The sequence below is a fragment of the Kribbella sp. NPDC050124 genome (genome assembly GCF_044460355.1).
Lineage (GTDB): Bacteria > Actinomycetota > Actinomycetes > Propionibacteriales > Kribbellaceae > Kribbella.
Genome location: NZ_JBITJU010000025.1, coordinates 80,548 through 96,084 on the forward strand (window position 1 = coordinate 80,548; position 15,537 = coordinate 96,084).

The following is a 15,537-nucleotide window of genomic DNA, read 5'->3' on the forward strand; positions in this document are numbered from 1 at the left end:
TCTCACTTGGGAAGGGAAAGGCGCCCCGTGGGTTCGAACGGCACGCCCGGAGTGGACGAGCGAGCGGCAGGTCCTGCCGGCGCCACACGTCCGGGAAAGCGACGCCTGCTGGTCGGTACGGGAGTGGTGCTCGGCACCCTGCTGCTGACCGGTTGTTCGTCGGCGACCACTGAGCAGTGGAAGCGACTCGGTCTCCCCGAGGGCGCATCGGACCGGACCGAGGCTGTCCGGAGCCTCTGGATCGGCGCCTGGATCGCCGCCCTGATCGTCGGCGTGATGGTCTGGGCCCTGATCCTGTGGGTCGTGGTGCGGTACCGCAAGCGCACCGACGACGCCCCGAAGCAGGTGCGGTACAACCTGCCGCTCGAGGTGCTCTACACACTGGCGCCGTTCGCGATCATCGGCGTGCTCTTCTACTACACCGTCGAGCACGGCAACCAGATCACCGCGATGTCGAACAGCCCGCAGCACACCGTCAACGTGGTGGGCCAGCAGTGGCAGTGGACCTTCAACTACAAGGACACCGTCGACGGGGAGGAAGGCGTCTGGGAGACCGGCACGCTGGACAAGCCCGCCGAGCTGTGGCTGCCGGTGAACGAGTCGGTCCAGTTCGACCTGACCTCGCCGGACGTCATCCACTCCTTCTGGGTGCCGTCGTTCTACTTCAAGCTCGACGTCATCCCCGGCCGGACCAACAAGTTCGAGCTGACCCCGACCAAGACCGGGACCTTCGCCGGCAAGTGCGCCGAGCTCTGCGGGCTCTACCACAGCCGGATGATCTTCTCCGTCAAGGTCGTCACCCGCTCTGAGTACGACGCGCACCTACGGGAACTGGCCGCCAAGGGCCAGACCGGCGCCGCGACCGGTGGCCAGGACGCCACCACCATTCCTGGCCATGGGTCAGAGGAGGGCGAGAAGTGACCGACTTCGCCGAGCGCACCGGCGCTATCGGTGCTACTACCGCACTGCCCCGGCGGCGCAGCAAAGGCCAGCTCGCGGTCAAGTGGTTGACCACCACCGACCACAAGCTGATCGGGCACATGTACCTGATCGTCTCGTTCGCGTTCTTTCTGATCGGCGGTGTGATGGCGCTGGTCATCCGCGCCGAGCTCGCCAAGCCGGGCCTGCAGATCGTGAACGAGGAGGTCTACAACCAGCTCTTCACGATGCACGGCACGATCATGCTGCTGCTGTTCGCGACCCCGCTGTTCGTCGGGTTCGCGAACGTGATCATGCCGGTCCAGATCGGCGCCCCCGACGTCGCGTTCCCGCGGCTCAACATGTTCAGCTTCTGGCTGTTCCTGTTCGGCGGCCTGATCACGATCAGCGGGTTCTTCACCCCGGGCGGCGCGGCCGACTTCGGCTGGTTCGCCTACGCCCCGCTGTCGAACGCGGTCCGTTCGCCGGGCATCGGCGGTGACCTGTGGATCATGGGTCTGTGGATGGCCGGTCTGGGCACCATCCTCGGTGCGGTCAACTTCGTCACCACGATCATCACGATGCGCGCGCCCGGGATGACGATGTTCCGGATGCCGATCTTCACCTGGAACATCCTGGTGACGTCGATCCTGGTGCTGATCGCGTTCCCGATCCTGGCCGGCGCGCTGCTGATGCTGGAGGCGGATCGAGCCCTGGGGGCTCACGTCTTCGACGCCGCGAACGGTGGGCCACTGCTGTGGCAGCACCTGTTCTGGTTCTTCGGGCATCCCGAGGTGTACATCATCGCGCTGCCGTTCTTCGGCATCATCACCGAGATCCTGCCGGTCTTCAGCCGCAAGCCGGTCTTCGGCTACATCGGCCTGGTCTGCGCGACGCTCGGTATCGCGGTGCTGTCGGTGGCGGTGTGGGCGCACCACATGTTCGTCACCGGCGCGGTGAACCTGCCGTTCTTCTCCTTCATGACGTTCCTGATCGCCGTACCCACCGGCGTGAAGTTCTTCAACTGGATCGGCACCATGTGGGGCGGGTCGGTGTCCTTCGACACGCCGATGCTCTGGTCGGTGGGCTTCCTCACCACCTTCCTGTTCGGCGGTCTGACCGGCATCATCCTGGCCTCGCCCGCACTCGACTACCAGTTGTCCGACTCGTACTTCGTGGTCGCGCACTTCCACTACGTCGTGTTCGGCACCGTGGTGTTCGCGATGTTCGCCGGGTTCTACTTCTGGTGGCCGAAGATGACCGGCCGGATGCTGGACGAGCGGCTCGGCAAGCTGCACTTCTGGCTGCTCTTCATCGGCTTCCACACCACGTTCCTGGTGCAGCACTGGCTCGGTGTCGAGGGCATGCCGCGGCGCTACGCGTCGTACGGCGCCAACGAAGGCTTCACCACGCTGAACGAGGTGTCCAGCATCGGCGCCTTCGTGCTCGGCCTGTCGATGCTGCCGTTCTTCTACAACGTCTACAAGTCGCGCAAGGCGCCGCTGGTCGGCGTGGACGACCCGTGGGGCTGGGGCCGCTCGCTGGAGTGGGCGACCAGCTCGCCGCCGCCGCGGCACAACTTCGACCGGCTGCCGCGGATCCGGTCCGAGAGCCCGGCCTTCGACCTGCACCACGCAGACCTCGCCCTGGCCGAGTACCCGGACAACCGGTCGCCGAAGGACAACCTGCTCGACGCCGGTGAGGACCAGGGCCGGGTCGAGCATCTGCAGGAGCAGCTCGCGGACGGCGAGACCGAGGGGAAGGACAAGGCGTGAAGGTCGAAGCCTGGGTCTTCGGGATCCTGAGCGTGTTCGTGCTGGTCGTCACGCCGATCTACTGGCTGATGTCGGAGGACCCGACCGGCACCACCGCGCTGGTGATGACGTTCTTCCTGTCGCTGCTGGTGGCGTTCTACCTGAGCGTCACCGCGCGCCGGATGGACGCCCGCCCGGAGGACCGCAAGGAAGCCGAGATCGTGGAGGGCGCCGGCGAGCTCGGCTTCTTCCCGCCGTACTCGTGGTGGCCGCTGTGGTGCGCGCTGACCCTGTCGGTCGTCGTGCTGGGTGTCGTGTTCGGCTGGTGGCTGTTCATCGCCGGCTGCGGTATCGGCATCGTGACGCTGTCGGGGTTCATCTTCGAGTACTACCGAGGTGATCACGCTCACTAGTTGAGCGTCGTACGGGCGCCATCCGGAAGCCAACCGGATGGCGCCTTCGTGCGTCTTAGGGGGTGCCACCGGAGTACGGTCCGTTGTGGTCCGTACCACTTGAGTGGCGATGCGTTGCCGGGATCTGCCGGTTCGGCGGGTTACTCTGAGCGGCGGGTTGGTTTGAGCAGGGGAGAGCTGGGGAATGGTGATCGGTTCGGTGCGGAGGCACGGCCTTGCCGTGGCGGGGATCTGCGCGATGCTGCTGGTCGGCACCGCGTGCAATGACACCGAGGCGGGCGGCTCGTCGTCGACGCCAGGCGCGACACAGAGCAGCGGTACGCCGGGGGCCTCGACCACTCCGGGCGCTTCCAGCACGCCGAGCCAGGACCCCGGCGCGGCCAGCGTGTCCGTGGTCCCGGCCAAGGGCGCGACCGCGGTCAAGCCGGACACCGCGGTGACCGTGAAGACCTCCGTCGGCACGCTGAAGGACGTCACGCTCAAGGATGACGACGGCGACAAGGTGGCCGGCAGCTTCAACACCGAGAAGAACCAGTGGACCGCCGTACCGCAGCTCAAGCCCGGTACGACCTACAAGCTGACCGGCTCCGCCGAGGGCACGGACGGCGCGTCGGTGCCGATCAACTCGACGTTCAAGACCCTGAAGTCGGCGAGGAGCCTGAAGGCCTCGGTCGCCCCGCTGAACGGTGAGACCGTCGGCGTCGCGATGCCGATCCAGATCTACTGGAACAACCCGGTCACCGACCGGGCCGCGGTGGAGAAGCGGCTGAAGGTGACCACCTCGGTCCCGGTCGACGGCAGCTGGCACTGGGTGAACAGCAAGCAGGTGAACTACCGGCCGAAGAACTACTGGCCGGCCGGTACCAAGGTCACCGTCGCCATCGACACCCAGGGCGTCAACGCCGGCAAGAACACCTGGGGCGCGGCCGGCCGGAAGATCTCGTTCGCCATCGGCAGGTCCGTGATCACCAAGATCGACGTCAAGCGGCACACGATGACCGTCGCCATCAACGGCAAGCTGGCCCGGAGTATCCCGATCACGGCCGGCAAGTCCGGCTTCACCACCCGCAGCGGGGTGAAGGTGATCATGGAGAAGTTTCCGGTCAAGCGGATGGACGCCCGCACCGTCGGCATCAAGCCGGGCGACCCGGAGTACTACGACATCCACGACGTGAAGTGGGCCCAGCGGGTCACGAGCTCCGGCGAGTTCATCCACGGCGCCCCGTGGTCGGCCGGCAGCCAGGGCAGCGAGAACGTCAGCCACGGCTGCGTCGGCATGAGCCTCGCGAACGGCCAGTGGTACTTCCAGCAGACCCTGCGCGGCGACCCGGTCACCGTCACCGGCACCACCCGCAAGATGGAGCCCGGCAACGGCTGGACCGACTGGAACACCACCTGGGCCAACTACAAAGCCGGCTCCGCCCTGTCCTGACGGCGTCGGTCGTCAGGCTGACAAGGCCTTGACGACCTCGTCGGCGTGCAGCGCCGGCAAGGAGTGGTGGGTGGAGTCGTCGATCCGTACGACGGTTGCGCCGGCAGCGGCCGCGCGGTTGGCGAGTTGGTCCGGGTCATGTGTCTTGCTGCGGCCGGCCACGACCACCACGAGGTCGGTCGTCAGGTCTTGGAGGTTCGACGGGCGTCGGGGGCGTACTGGGCGCGTGGTGGGCTCCAGGGTGGCCAGGGCGGACAACTCGACCCAGCTGGGGTCGAGGGGTAGGCCTTGGGTTTCCCAGTGGAGGAAGGACTTGTAGCGGGCCGGAGAGGGCCGCAGGAGCAACGGCAGTGCGCGGGCGATGTAGGAGGGGCGGAGACCCGTGAAGCAGTCGGTCGGGTCGAGCAGGGCTAGCCGGCTGACGCGGTCCGGGTTCTGGAGCGTGTACGTGAGGGCGACCCAGGCGCCGTACGAGTGACCGACGAGCATCGGACGCTCGAGGCCCTCGAGTACGGCGGCCAGCCACGTCATCAGCTCGTCGACACTGCGGGGTGCAGTGGCGGTGGAGCGACCGGCGTCGCCGGGGAGGTCGAGGGCGTAGACGCGGTGCTGCTCGGCGAGGCGGGGTGCGACGGCGAACCACACCGGCGAGGCTGCGCCATGACCGGCGAGCAGGACCACGGGCGGGGCGTCGACCGGGCCGCAGGCGTTCACGTGGGTGCCGCCGAGGTCCAGCTGCTCCACCGGGACACCCCAGCGCTCGAGCACGGCGTCGTACGCGTCCTGAAAACTCATGATGCGAGAATAGCTCACTGAGTGAGGTAAATTAAGGGCATGCGTGAAGGAGTGATGCCGGCAGACCCGGATCGGGCGGCGGCGCTGGAGCTGATCCACCGGCTGCGGGAGGTCGCTCTGCGGCTGGAGCTGGCGGTCGGGGAGTTCGCCCGTACGGCGGGATTGCACGCGACCGACGTCCGTGCCCTGATCCGCCTCCTGGACGCCGAGCGGGCCGGGGTGGAGGCGACACCGGGATGGCTCGCCGGACAGCTGGGAATGACCTCTCAGGCGACGACGGCGGTCATCCACCGGCTGGAGGCCGCCGGTCACGTCGAACGCCTCAGAAGCCGGTCAGACGGCCGCAGCGCCCGGCTCCAGGTCTCCGACCGCGCGGTCACCCTCGGCTGGCAGTTCTTCGGCCCCCTCCTCGAGCGCCTGATCGCCACCACCGAGGCCCTCACCCCCGACCAGCGAGCGGTCGTCGGCAACTACCTGACCACGGTCGCCGAAGCGATCGACTGACCCCGGTAACGCAAGAAGCCCCGGCAGGTGGCCGGGGCTTCTCGGTGGTGCTGGTGATCAGGACCTGTCGCTGGTGACCTCGCGGTAGGTCTCCGTCTCGTCGCTCAGGTCGTGGATCTCGTCCGAGTCGTGCGCGTGCTCGTGGGCTGCCTCGAGCTCGTGCGTGGTCGGCTTCTGCACCGCGTCGGCGTAGTAGAAGCGGGACAGCGCAGCGCGGAGCTTGTTCAGGGCCCGGCGCGGGGCCCGGACGCCGTTGTCGTCGGTCTCCGGACCGATGTCCATCGGCTCGATCCGGTCCCGGGCGGTGAGCTCGTAGGCCTCGTACGTCCCGATCGGCTGGTGCCTCTCGGAGTACTTGCCCTCGGGGGAGCGGACGATGACGCCGGTCTCCAGACCGTGCAGGATCCGCTCGTTGTCGGCTCGCTGCAGCGAGATCGCGATCCGCCGGGTGATCCAGAACGCCAGGATCGGGCCGAGGATGACCGCGAACCGCAGGAACCAGGTCACGTTGTTCAGCGAGATCCCGAAGTGGGTGGCGATCAGGTCGTTACCACCGCCGACCCAGAGCAGGCCGTAGAACGTCATGAACGCGACACCGATACCGGTCCGGGTCGGCACGTTGCGCGGCCGGTCCAGCAGGTGGTGCTCCCGCTTGTCGCCGGTGATCCAGCCCTCGATGAACGGGTAGAGCGCGACCAGCGTGACGAAGGCGGGCGGGATGATCAGCGCCGGGATGATCAGGTTCCAGCTCAGCGTGATGCCCCAGAAGTGCGACTCGAAGCCGGGGAATATTCGGACCGAGCCTTCCAGCCAGCCCATGTACCAGTCCGGCTGCGATCCGGCCGTCACCTCCGCCGGGTTGTACGGGCCGTACAGCCAGACCGGGTTGATCTGCATCAGGGCGCCCATCAGAGCGGTGATGCCGAACACGACGAAGAAGAAGCCGCCGGCCTTGGCCGTGTACACCGGCCACAGCGGGTAGCCGACCACGTTGTTGTTGGTCCGGCCGGGGCCCGGGTACTGCGTGTGCTTGTGGTACACGACCAGGAACAGGTGGACCGTGACCAGGGCCAGGATCAACCCCGGGATCAGCAGCACGTGCACGATGAAGAACCGCGGCACCATGTCGTCGCCGGGGAACTCACCGCCGAAGATGAAGAAGTTCATGTACGTGCCGATCACCGGCGAGGCCTGGATCATGCCCTGGGTGATGCGTAGACCGGTTCCGGACAGCAGGTCGTCGGGGAGGCCGTAGCCGATGAAGCCCTCGATGATGCCGAGGAACAGCATCGTGAAGCCGATCACCCAGTTCAGCTCACGCGGCTTGCGGAACGCGCCGGTGAAGAAGATGCGGAGCAGGTGCACCATCATCGCGGCGATGAACAGCACCGCCGCCCAGTGGTGGATCTGCCGCATCAGCAGACCGCCGCGGACGTCGAACGAGATGTCCAGCGTCGAGGCGTACGCCTCGGACATGTGCAGGCCCTTGAGCAGGCTGTACGAGCCCTGGTACTCGACCTCGGCCATCGACGGCTTGAACCAGAAGCTCAGGAAGATGCCGGTGAGGATCAGGATGATGAAGCTGTAGAGCGCGATCTCGCCGAGCATGAACGACCAGTGGTCCGGGAACACCTTGCGCAGGTTCTTCCGGCCGACCTTCGCGATACCGAGCCGGTCGTCGACCCATTTGACCGGTGGCGGGAAGTCTTTCGTGTCAGACACTGCGGTCACCCTCGTTCGAAGAAGCTCGGACCGACTGGCTCGGTGAAGTCGCTCTGCGCGACCAGGTAGCCCTCGGAGTCCACTGCCAACGGTAGCTGAGGCAGCGGCCGGGCCGCAGGACCGAAGACGACCTTCGCGGCGTCGGCCAGGTCGAAGGTCGACTGGTGGCACGGGCACAGCACGTGGTGCGTGGTCTGCTCGTACAGCGAGATCGGGCAGCCGACGTGGGTGCAGATCTTCGAGTAGCAGAGGATCCCGTCGATACCCCAGTTCTCCCGGCCGGGCGGCGTCTGGATCTCGCTGGGCTTGATCCGGACTACGATCACCGCGGACTTCGCCTTGGCGTTCTGGTACTCGGCCGGGCTGTCCTCCTGCAGTGCTGCCAGGTTGGCGGGCGCGGCGTTGACCAGCTGGCCGACGATCATGTCGGACGGCTTGATCGGGCGCAGCGTGACGTCGTTGACGACGCGGATGCCCTTGGCCCAGATCGTGCTGTAGAGCGCCCGGCCCGGCAGCGGGCCGAGGTCGCGCAGGAACACGATGGCCGGCAGACCGAGCGCGGCGAGCGCGCCGATCATCGAGCGGCGGATCAGCTTGCGCCGGGTGAAGCCGGACTCGGCCACGCCCTGCTGGAAGGCGTCGGTGATGTCGGCCTTCTGCGCCAGCGTGGAGTGCGCGGCGTGCCGCTCCTCGACGATCTCCTCGTCGACCATCAGCTTCTTGGCCCACTGGATCGCGCCGGCGCCGATCAGGAACAGCGCCAGGCCGACGCACAGGCCGAGCGTCATGTTGTTCGCGTTGCCGGACAGCGGGCCGAAGGACAGTTCGGCGTCGCGCGGGATGACGAAGTACGCCACACAGGCGCCGAGCACGAGCAGTGTGGCCAGGCCGAACATCGTCGACACCTGCCGCTCGACGCGGTCGGCGGCCTTCGGGTCGATGTCGGTGATCCGGTACTCGTGCGGCTCCAGCCCCGGGTCCGGAATCGGTTCCGCAACCTGAACCGGACCCGGTTCCTCTTCACCCTTTACTACGGGCAGTTTGTCGTCACTCATTCGCGTCCTCGCTTCGCTCCGGACGCGAATGAGCGTCGAGAGTCACTGCTGTGCTTGATGGTGAGTTCGCTGCGCTCACTCACTAGCCTTCGCTCCCTTGGCCTTGACACCCTTGGCGCCGATCCAGACTGCGATGCAGACCAGGACGCCGATACCGACCAGCCAGCCCCACAGACCTTCGGAGACCGGGCCGAGGCGGCCGAGACCGAAGCCACCCGGGTCCTTCTGGGTCTCCAGCGCCTTCAGGTACGCGATGATGTCCCGCTTGTCCTCCGGCTGCAGCACCTGGTCGGAGAAGACCGGCATCTGCTGCGGACCGGTCAGCATCGCCTCGTAGATGTGCTTCTCACTGACGCCCATCAGCGACGGCGCGTAGCGGCCGTTCGGCAGCGCCCCGCCCTTGCCGGCGAAGTTGTGGCACGCCGTGCAGTTGGTGCGGAACAGCTCGCCACCGCGCGTGACCTGCTCGTCGGTGGCCTTGCTCACGTCGTACGACTCCTGCGCCGGAACCGCCGGGCCGGGCGACAGCGAGGCGACGTAGGCGGCCAGCGCCTCGATCTCCTCCTGCGTGTACGCCGCGGTCTTGCGGGGCACCTGGGCGCCGGGCTGCATGGCCGGCATCCGGCCGGTGCCGACCTGGAAGTCGACGGCGGCCGCGCCGACACCGATCAGCGACGGACCGGCCATCTCGCCTTCGCCGTTGCCGCCACCTTCGGCGTTCAGGCCGTGGCAGCTGGCGCAGCCGACCGCGAAGAGCTTCTTGCCCTCTTCGATCTGCTGCGACTGGGCGGAGTTGTCCGCGACCGCGTTGTCAGGGGCGAAGGCGGCGTACGCCGAACCCACTGCCAACAGGCCGAACAGGAGCACGACGAGGCCGGCTGACCGGTGCCGTCGTCGCGCGGAGAGAAAGCGCGCCGGTGACAAGGAAAGTCTCTTCTCACTCATTTGAGCAGGTAGATGGTCGCGAACAGGGCGATCCAGACCACGTCGACGAAGTGCCAGTAGTACGACACGACGATCGCCGAGACGGCCTGTTCGTGGGTGAACTTACGAGCCATGTACGTCCTGGCCAGGACGTACACGAAAGCGATGAGACCGCCGGTCACGTGCAGACCGTGGAACCCGGTGGTCAGGAAGAAGACGGACCCGTACGGCGACGACGAGATCGTCAGTCCCTCGTGCACGAGGGCGGCGTACTCGGTCACCTGGCCGCCGATGAAGACCGCGCCCATGATGTACGTGAGGATGAACCACTCACGCATGCCCCACTGGCGGACGTTCAGCAGCGAGCCGGTCCGGCCCACCTTGCCGTGCTCGGCGGCGAACACGCCGGCCTGGCAGGTGAACGACGACGCGACCAGGATGAACGTGTTCACCGAGGCGAACGGCACGTTCAGCATCTCGGTGGACGCCTGCCACAACGTCTCCGTGCCCGGAGCGGCGGCGGCGGTCGTCACCGACCGGATCGTGAAGTACGCCGCGAACAGGGCGGCGAAGAACATCAGTTCGCTCGAGAGCCAGACGATCGTGCCGACACTGACCATGCTGGGACGGTCGTGGTGTCCGTGTTCACGAGACGCTGGGAGCGCGGTTGCAGTGGCCACGCGGTCATTATGTCGGTCGGCGAATCAGTTGCCACGACCACCCCCATGCATGTCGCGCAGTCGTGGTTCCTACTGTTGAAGTGTGCTTCCTCTCCACGCCACGCCGGGCGACCAGATCGCACCGCTCACGCCGCTCCGGCTGCTGACGGCCTGGACCTTCGAGCCGGTGTTACTCGGCGTGATCATCGCCATGGGCGCGCTCTACCTGTACGGCGTCCACAAGCTGCGCGCGCGGGGTGACAAGTGGTCCCGCGGCCGCACTTTCGCCTTCGTCGGGCTGGGGCTGGGAAGCGCCGTAATCGCCACCCAGTCTGCGCTCGGCACGTACGACACGGTGCTGCTGAGCGTGCACATGGCCCAGCACATGATCCTGTCGATGCTGACGCCGTTGATGCTGGCGCTCGGCGCGCCGGTGACGCTGGCCCTGCGCACCCTGCCGCAGCGGCCGCGGAAATGGTTGCTCTCCGTATTGCATTCGCGGTTCGCGAAGGTGATGTGCTTCCCGCTGATCGGCTTCACGCTGTTCGTCCTGAGCCCGTGGGCGCTCTACTTCAGCGGCTGGTACGACGCCACGCTGCAATCGACCGTGTTGCACGACCTGCTCCACGTGCACTTCATCCTCGTCGGCGCGCTGTTCTTCTGGCCGCTGCTCGGCCTCGACCCGGTCCCCGGCCGGGTGATCTACCCGTTCCGGCTGATCCTGGTGTTCCTCACCCTGCCGTTCCACGCCTTCCTCGGCATCACGATCATGTCCACCAGCACGCTGATCGCCGAGGACTGGTACACCAGCTTCGACCGGGCCTGGTCGCCGTCGCCGCTGCGTGACCAGTACATCGCGGGCGGTCTGTTGTGGGGGTCCGGCGACATCGTCGGGCTGGTGTTCTTCGGCGTACTTTTCGTCCAGTGGGTGAAGGAGTCGCAGCGCGAGGCGCGCCGCGAGGACCGCCGCCTGGACCGGTTGGAGGAACAGGCTCGCCGGAGTGGACAGGCGCCCCGGTAGCATTCGCGGTGTTGTTCGCATGTCCACTGGTCACTGACACACAGCTTGGGATGGATCGATGAGTTCAGAGCGTCCGCTGAAGGTGCTCGTCTACAGCGACGACCGTACGACGCGGGAATCCGTCCGGCTGGCGCTGGGCAAGCGGCCGGCCGCCGATCTGCCCGTCGTCGAGTACGTCGAGTGCGCGACCGAGCCGGCCGTGATCAAGACCATGGACAAGGGCGGGATCGACCTGGCCATCCTGGACGGCGAGGCGGTGCCCGCCGGCGGGATGGGCATCGCCCGGCAGCTGAAGGACGAGATCTTCCAGTGCCCGCCGGTGCTCGTCATCACCGGACGTCCGCAGGACGCCTGGCTGGCCACCTGGTCCCGGGCCGAGGCCGCGGTCTCGCACCCGATCGACCCGGTCCGGATGGCCGAGGTCACGGCCGACCTGCTCCGCCAGCGGCTGGCCAAGCTGCCCGCCACGACCGCCTGATCCTCCATGGCCGCTTACAGCTGGCCCCAGGTGCTCAACCCGCTGTTGCGGCGGGAGGACCTGGACGCCGCCGCCACAGCGTGGGCGATGGAGCAGATTCTGTCCGGCGCGGCCTCGCCGGCCCAGCTCGCCGGGTTCGTGATCGCCTTGCGGTCCAAGGGCGAGACGGTCAGCGAGGTCGAGGGCCTGGTCGCGACCATGCGCGACTTCGCCACCAAGATCACGATGGCGGGCCGCACCCTCGATGTCGTCGGCACCGGCGGTGACCAAGCCCACACCGTGAACATCAGCACGATGTCCGCGATCGTCGCGGCCGGCGCCGGGGCCAAGGTGCTCAAGCACGGCAACCGCGCGGCCTCGTCGGCGTGTGGCGCGGCCGACGTTCTCGAGGAGCTCGGCGTACCGCTCGACCTGACCGCGGCGCAGGTGGCCGAGGTGGGGGAGCGGGCCGGGATCACGTTCTGCTTCGCCCCGGCGTTCCACCCCGCCCTGCGGCACGCCGCCGTACCTCGGCGTGAGCTCGGGGTGCCGACCACGTTCAACTTCCTCGGCCCGCTGGCGAACCCGGGCAACCCGTCCGCGCAGGCGGTCGGCGTCGGCGACGGCCGGATCGCCGGGCTGATGGCCGGCGTACTGGCGCGGCGCGGGATCGACGCGCTGGTGTTCCACGGCGACGACGGCCTGGACGAGCTCACCACCCGGACGACCTCGCAGGTGTGGACGGTCGGCGGGGGAGCGGTCGAGGGGCCGTTCACGCTGGACCCGCGGGAGCTCGGGATCGAGCCGGTGGCCGCGGACGCGTTGAAGGGTGCGGACGCGGCGTTCAACGCGAAGGTCGTACGGGCGTTGCTCGACGGCGAACCGGGGGCGGTGCGGGACGTCGTACTGCTGAACGCGGGTGCGGCGCTGGCCGCGTACGCGCCGACGGACGAGTCGCTGACCGACCGGATCCGGGTCGGGATGGACAAGGCGGCGGAGGCGATCGACTCGGGTGCGGCCAAGGGCGTGCTGGACCGGTGGATCGCTGCCTGCGCTTCGGTGCGGTAAGGTTTGTTTGATCAGGGCCGGCGGGTTTTGATCCCGCCGGCCCTTTCGTTTACCGGCTGACCTTGATCTGGCTGACCTTGTAGCGCCAGACGTTCTGCCACGCCGGGGTGGAGCCGGCGATGTCCGCGATCGAGACCGCCGCGGTCTTGTTGTCGCCGCGGTCGATCACCGCGATCATGACCGTCGAGAACGTCTCCTTCAGCGGCGGCTGGTTGACCGCGATCCGGGCGGTGATCTCGTGGCCCGGGTGCCCGTCGACGGTGATCGGCTTGTGGGTCACCGCGGAGATCTTCGGGTCCTTGTAGCCCAGACCGACGATCGCCCGCGAACCCACCTGGCTGGCGGCCTGTTTGCGGCCGGCCGCGGTGTTGGCGTACTTCACCGTCGGCGGCAGCTCGCCGAAGGCGACGTAGTTGCCCCAGCTGTTCTTCTTGCCGTCGTAGTTCGCGTGCACGGTGAACCAGATCGCGGTCCCGCCCATCAGGCCGGTGCGGTCGAACTCGCTGGTCCACGCCGAGCTCATGATCGGCATCATGTCGTTGTTCCCGGCCCGCATCTCGGTCCCGAGCACCTTTCCGGTGGGCGTCGGCGTCTCGGACGGCTTCGCCGACGGATCAACCGTCTCCACCGGCGTCTGCCCACCCTGCGGCAACGTCACCGGCGTCACCGCATCGGCCTTCGTCCAGATCCACCCAACACTGATCCCAGTCGTAGCCAACGCAGCCACCACCAAAACCAACGCCCCCACCAACCGAGCCCGCATCCCCTCACTCCCGGCCTTACCGGCACCCCCAGCCATCCGCTGACCAAGCCCCGCCTGCGGACCGCCCGACGACCGCCCAGCCTGCTGCGCCCCAGCCAGCTGCCCGCCCTGCTGTGCATATGACGGCTGCCCGGGTTGGTGTGAACCCGACGGTGCCTGCGGCTGTCCGCCGTACGGAGACTGCGCCTGACCGCCGTACGCCTGCTGCCCTTGTCCCGGCGCGTAGCTGCCACCAGGCGGACCAGCTTGCGGCGATCCAGGAGGCTGCGCCGCGTGCTGCGCCCGACCGGGCTGCTGCCCCTGCTGACGCCCACCACCCTGCTGCTGCCCGTAATACGGCTGCCCAGCCTGCTGCACCTGCCCACCCTGCGCCTGGTGCGCTTGCCCGTACTGCGGCTGCCCATGCTGTCCCTGTCCGGGCTGCGGGGCTTGCCCGGGCTGCTGCCCCGGCTGCTGGCTCAACTGCTGCTGTGCCCACGACTGCTGAACCTGCCCGTGCTGCGGCTGCCGAGGCTGCGCCTGTCCGGGCTGCGCCGGCTGCTGCTGCGCCTGTTGCTGGCTCAACTGCTGCTGCGCCCAGGACTGCTGTCCCTGCGGCGGCTGCTGAGGCCGCTGCGCCTGCGGCTGCCCGCCAAACTGCTGCGCACCCAGCTGCTGGGCACCCTGCTGCTGCGAACCTTGCTGCTGCGAAGTCTGCTGGGCACCCGGCTGCTGCACGCCGTGCTGTTGGGCGGCCTGTTGCTGGGCGAGTTGCTGCTGTGCCCAGGACTGCTGCGGCGCCTGCGGTGCCGAGTGCTGCGGAGCCTGCTGATACGGGTTCGCCTGTACCGGCCGCTGCGCAGCAGCACCATCGGAGCTCACCGACGGAGGAGGCGGCGGCGCAGGAGCAGGCGACTGCCCAAACAGCGGATCCGACGACCCACCCGCCTCCTGCTCAGCCCCAGGCGCCCCACCAGGCGACGATCCACCCGCCTGGTGCTCGGCCTGATGCGACCCACCAGGCGACGACCCGGCGGCGCTCCAGCTACCCGCGTTCTGTCCAGCCGCAGGCGAGTCGCCAGCCGGCGCTTGAGCACTCCGCGCGCCGGCCTCCTGGCTCGCCGTACGTGAGTCGGCCCCTGCCGGACCGGGGGACTGCCAGCTGTCCGGAGCTGGTGGGGCTTGCGGGGTGCCGGCCAGCGGGTCGCCTGACGGCGGCTGGTCGGGTGGGTATGCCTGTGGGCCGCCGGGCTGGTGCGGGGGTGCACTGTGCCGCGCCGGGGGCCGCTGGGGCGGTTGTGGGGTCTGGTCTTCGTTCTCAGCCAACGTTGATTCCCTTGTAGGCCTGGCTCTCGGCCGCCCTCAGCTCCGGCCGGTTGGTGGGGATGTCGCTGATGTAGGCGACTGCTGTGCCGTCACCGAGGTCGAAAACGGCCACCGTCAGGGTAAGCACCCGGGCGGTCAACTTCGGCGACTTCGCGGTCACGAGCTGCTGGAAGTACCAGCCGGACTTGTCCGACCGCTTCACCGCACCGTTGCTGACGGTCTTGAACGTCACCGGGATGTCGCCGTACATCGAGGTCCGCAGCTGGATCGACAGCGACGCCGCGGTCGCCTTCGGGTCGCCGTTGAAGCCGGAGCCGGTGCCGAGCGCGCCGACGAAGATGTCGGCGTACCAGTCGTTCTTGCCGTCGAAGTTCTCCTGCAGCAGCACGTACTGGCCGCTGGAGTTGAGCAGTTGCGAGACGAGCCGCTTGCGGTCGGACCACGGCGGGTTCCGGCGCGGGAACGAGATCGCGTCCGAGGAGATCCGGGCGCCCTCGTGCAGCTTCGGGTTCTTCGACTGGCCGGGCTTCGTGCTGCTCTCGCCGGTCGGCTGGTTGGTCGGCTGGCTCCCGGTCGGCTGACTCGTCGGCGTGGTGTCCGGCCCCGCCTCGTCGTCGCCGGGTGAGGTGATCAGAAACACGGCCGCCACCACCAACATCACCGCTGCCACAGCCCCCGCCACAATCAGCGGCGTCCGCCCCCCGAGCCCACCCCCACCACTCGCCTTCTGACCCTTCCCCCCACCCT

The 15,537-nt window shown here is 68.1% G+C and carries 16 protein-coding genes; 9 read left to right on the top strand and 7 right to left on the bottom strand.

What is annotated here, in order from left to right; translation table 11 throughout:
* Positions 1-27: 27 nt before the first annotated feature.
* The 4 genes from coxB to ACIBL3_RS38355 all read left to right on the top strand — a co-directional run bounded on the left by coxB (position 28) and on the right by ACIBL3_RS38355 (position 4,517).
* Positions 28-921 carry a cytochrome c oxidase subunit II gene (gene coxB / locus ACIBL3_RS38340; RefSeq protein WP_396358846.1) on the top strand — a complete coding sequence of 298 codons (894 nt, stop codon included), beginning with the start codon at positions 28-30 and terminating at the stop codon, positions 919-921.
* Positions 922-1,040: 119 nt separating this feature from the next.
* Positions 1,041-2,693, top strand: coding sequence for a cytochrome c oxidase subunit I (gene ctaD, locus ACIBL3_RS38345; protein WP_396358923.1), 1,653 nt, complete (start codon positions 1,041-1,043; stop codon positions 2,691-2,693).
* Positions 2,690-3,085, top strand: coding sequence for a cytochrome c oxidase subunit 4 (locus ACIBL3_RS38350; RefSeq protein WP_396358847.1), 396 nt, complete (start codon positions 2,690-2,692; stop codon positions 3,083-3,085). Before ctaD ends, ACIBL3_RS38350 begins: the two co-directional genes overlap by 4 nt.
* Before the next feature lie 184 nt (positions 3,086-3,269).
* Positions 3,270-4,517: an Ig-like domain-containing protein gene (locus tag ACIBL3_RS38355; protein WP_396358848.1), complete on the top strand. Its 1,248-nt coding sequence runs from the start codon at positions 3,270-3,272 to the stop codon at positions 4,515-4,517.
* A 12-nt stretch (positions 4,518-4,529) separates the two neighbouring features.
* On the opposite strand, the gene ACIBL3_RS38360 is transcribed toward ACIBL3_RS38355, so the two are convergent.
* On the bottom strand, positions 4,530-5,312 hold the full coding sequence (locus tag ACIBL3_RS38360; protein WP_396358850.1) for an alpha/beta fold hydrolase: 783 nt from the start codon (positions 5,310-5,312) through the stop codon (positions 4,530-4,532).
* A 39-nt stretch (positions 5,313-5,351) separates the two neighbouring features.
* Between ACIBL3_RS38360 and ACIBL3_RS38365 the strand changes: the two genes are divergently transcribed.
* Complete coding sequence (locus tag ACIBL3_RS38365) at positions 5,352-5,816, top strand: MarR family winged helix-turn-helix transcriptional regulator (protein ID WP_396358852.1); 465 nt, start codon at positions 5,352-5,354, stop codon at positions 5,814-5,816.
* A 57-nt stretch (positions 5,817-5,873) separates the two neighbouring features.
* Here the strand turns inward: ACIBL3_RS38365 and ACIBL3_RS38370 are convergent, their stop codons facing one another.
* The 4 genes from ACIBL3_RS38370 to ACIBL3_RS38385 all read right to left on the bottom strand — a co-directional run bounded on the left by ACIBL3_RS38370 (position 5,874) and on the right by ACIBL3_RS38385 (position 10,197).
* Positions 5,874-7,547, bottom strand: a complete 1,674-nt coding sequence (locus tag ACIBL3_RS38370) for a cytochrome bc complex cytochrome b subunit (RefSeq protein ID WP_396358853.1) — start codon at positions 7,545-7,547, stop codon at positions 5,874-5,876.
* A complete protein-coding gene (locus ACIBL3_RS38375; protein WP_396358854.1) occupies positions 7,544-8,593 on the bottom strand; it encodes a Rieske 2Fe-2S domain-containing protein in 1,050 nt (349 codons plus the stop codon). Before ACIBL3_RS38375 ends, ACIBL3_RS38370 begins: the two co-directional genes overlap by 4 nt.
* Positions 8,594-8,668: 75 nt before the next feature.
* Positions 8,669-9,538, bottom strand: a complete 870-nt coding sequence (locus ACIBL3_RS38380) for a c-type cytochrome (RefSeq protein ID WP_396358856.1) — start codon at positions 9,536-9,538, stop codon at positions 8,669-8,671.
* The gene (locus tag ACIBL3_RS38385) at positions 9,535-10,197 is read right to left on the bottom strand and encodes a heme-copper oxidase subunit III (RefSeq protein WP_396358858.1); all 663 of its coding nucleotides are present in this window, start codon (positions 10,195-10,197) and stop codon (positions 9,535-9,537) included. The genes ACIBL3_RS38380 and ACIBL3_RS38385 overlap by 4 nt, the downstream gene beginning before the upstream one ends.
* 82 nt (positions 10,198-10,279) lie before the next feature.
* Between ACIBL3_RS38385 and ACIBL3_RS38390 the strand changes: the two genes are divergently transcribed.
* From ACIBL3_RS38390 to trpD, 3 genes are read left to right on the top strand one after another with little or no spacing between them, the layout of a single operon-like run.
* A complete protein-coding gene (locus tag ACIBL3_RS38390; protein WP_396358859.1) occupies positions 10,280-11,197 on the top strand; it encodes a cytochrome c oxidase assembly protein in 918 nt (305 codons plus the stop codon).
* A gap of 58 nt (positions 11,198-11,255) precedes the next feature.
* The gene (locus tag ACIBL3_RS38395; RefSeq protein WP_396358860.1) at positions 11,256-11,675 is read left to right on the top strand and encodes a hypothetical protein; all 420 of its coding nucleotides are present in this window, start codon (positions 11,256-11,258) and stop codon (positions 11,673-11,675) included.
* A gap of 6 nt (positions 11,676-11,681) precedes the next feature.
* A complete protein-coding gene (gene trpD / locus ACIBL3_RS38400; protein ID WP_396358861.1) occupies positions 11,682-12,722 on the top strand; it encodes an anthranilate phosphoribosyltransferase in 1,041 nt (346 codons plus the stop codon).
* 49 nt (positions 12,723-12,771) lie between these two features.
* On the opposite strand, the gene ACIBL3_RS38405 is transcribed toward trpD, so the two are convergent.
* On the bottom strand, positions 12,772-13,449 hold the full coding sequence (locus tag ACIBL3_RS38405) for a hypothetical protein (RefSeq protein WP_396358924.1): 678 nt from the start codon (positions 13,447-13,449) through the stop codon (positions 12,772-12,774).
* 309 nt (positions 13,450-13,758) lie between these two features.
* Between ACIBL3_RS38405 and ACIBL3_RS38410 the strand changes: the two genes are divergently transcribed.
* Positions 13,759-14,595, top strand: a complete 837-nt coding sequence (locus ACIBL3_RS38410; RefSeq protein WP_396358862.1) for a hypothetical protein — start codon at positions 13,759-13,761, stop codon at positions 14,593-14,595.
* Between the two features lie 187 nt (positions 14,596-14,782).
* Here ACIBL3_RS38410 and ACIBL3_RS38415 read toward each other — a convergent pair whose 3' ends face one another.
* Positions 14,783-15,430, bottom strand: coding sequence for a hypothetical protein (locus tag ACIBL3_RS38415; protein WP_396358864.1), 648 nt, complete (start codon positions 15,428-15,430; stop codon positions 14,783-14,785).
* Positions 15,431-15,537: the final 107 nt, after the last annotated feature.

Excerpts from the sequence above, each read along its gene's own strand:
- ACIBL3_RS38355 (WP_396358848.1), top strand. The coding sequence starts at position 3,270 with ATGGTGATCGGTTCGGTGCGGAGGCACGGCCTTGCCGTGGCGGGGATC.
- ACIBL3_RS38380 (WP_396358856.1), bottom strand. The coding sequence starts at position 9,538 with ATGAGTGAGAAGAGACTTTCCTTGTCACCGGCGCGCTTTCTCTCCGCG.
- trpD (WP_396358861.1), top strand. The coding sequence starts at position 11,682 with ATGGCCGCTTACAGCTGGCCCCAGGTGCTCAACCCGCTGTTGCGGCGG.
- ACIBL3_RS38365 (WP_396358852.1), top strand. The coding sequence starts at position 5,352 with ATGCGTGAAGGAGTGATGCCGGCAGACCCGGATCGGGCGGCGGCGCTG.
- ACIBL3_RS38375 (WP_396358854.1), bottom strand. The coding sequence starts at position 8,593 with ATGAGTGACGACAAACTGCCCGTAGTAAAGGGTGAAGAGGAACCGGGT.
- ACIBL3_RS38395 (WP_396358860.1), top strand. The coding sequence starts at position 11,256 with ATGAGTTCAGAGCGTCCGCTGAAGGTGCTCGTCTACAGCGACGACCGT.
- ctaD (WP_396358923.1), top strand. The coding sequence starts at position 1,041 with ATGTACCTGATCGTCTCGTTCGCGTTCTTTCTGATCGGCGGTGTGATG.
- ACIBL3_RS38360 (WP_396358850.1), bottom strand. The coding sequence starts at position 5,312 with ATGAGTTTTCAGGACGCGTACGACGCCGTGCTCGAGCGCTGGGGTGTC.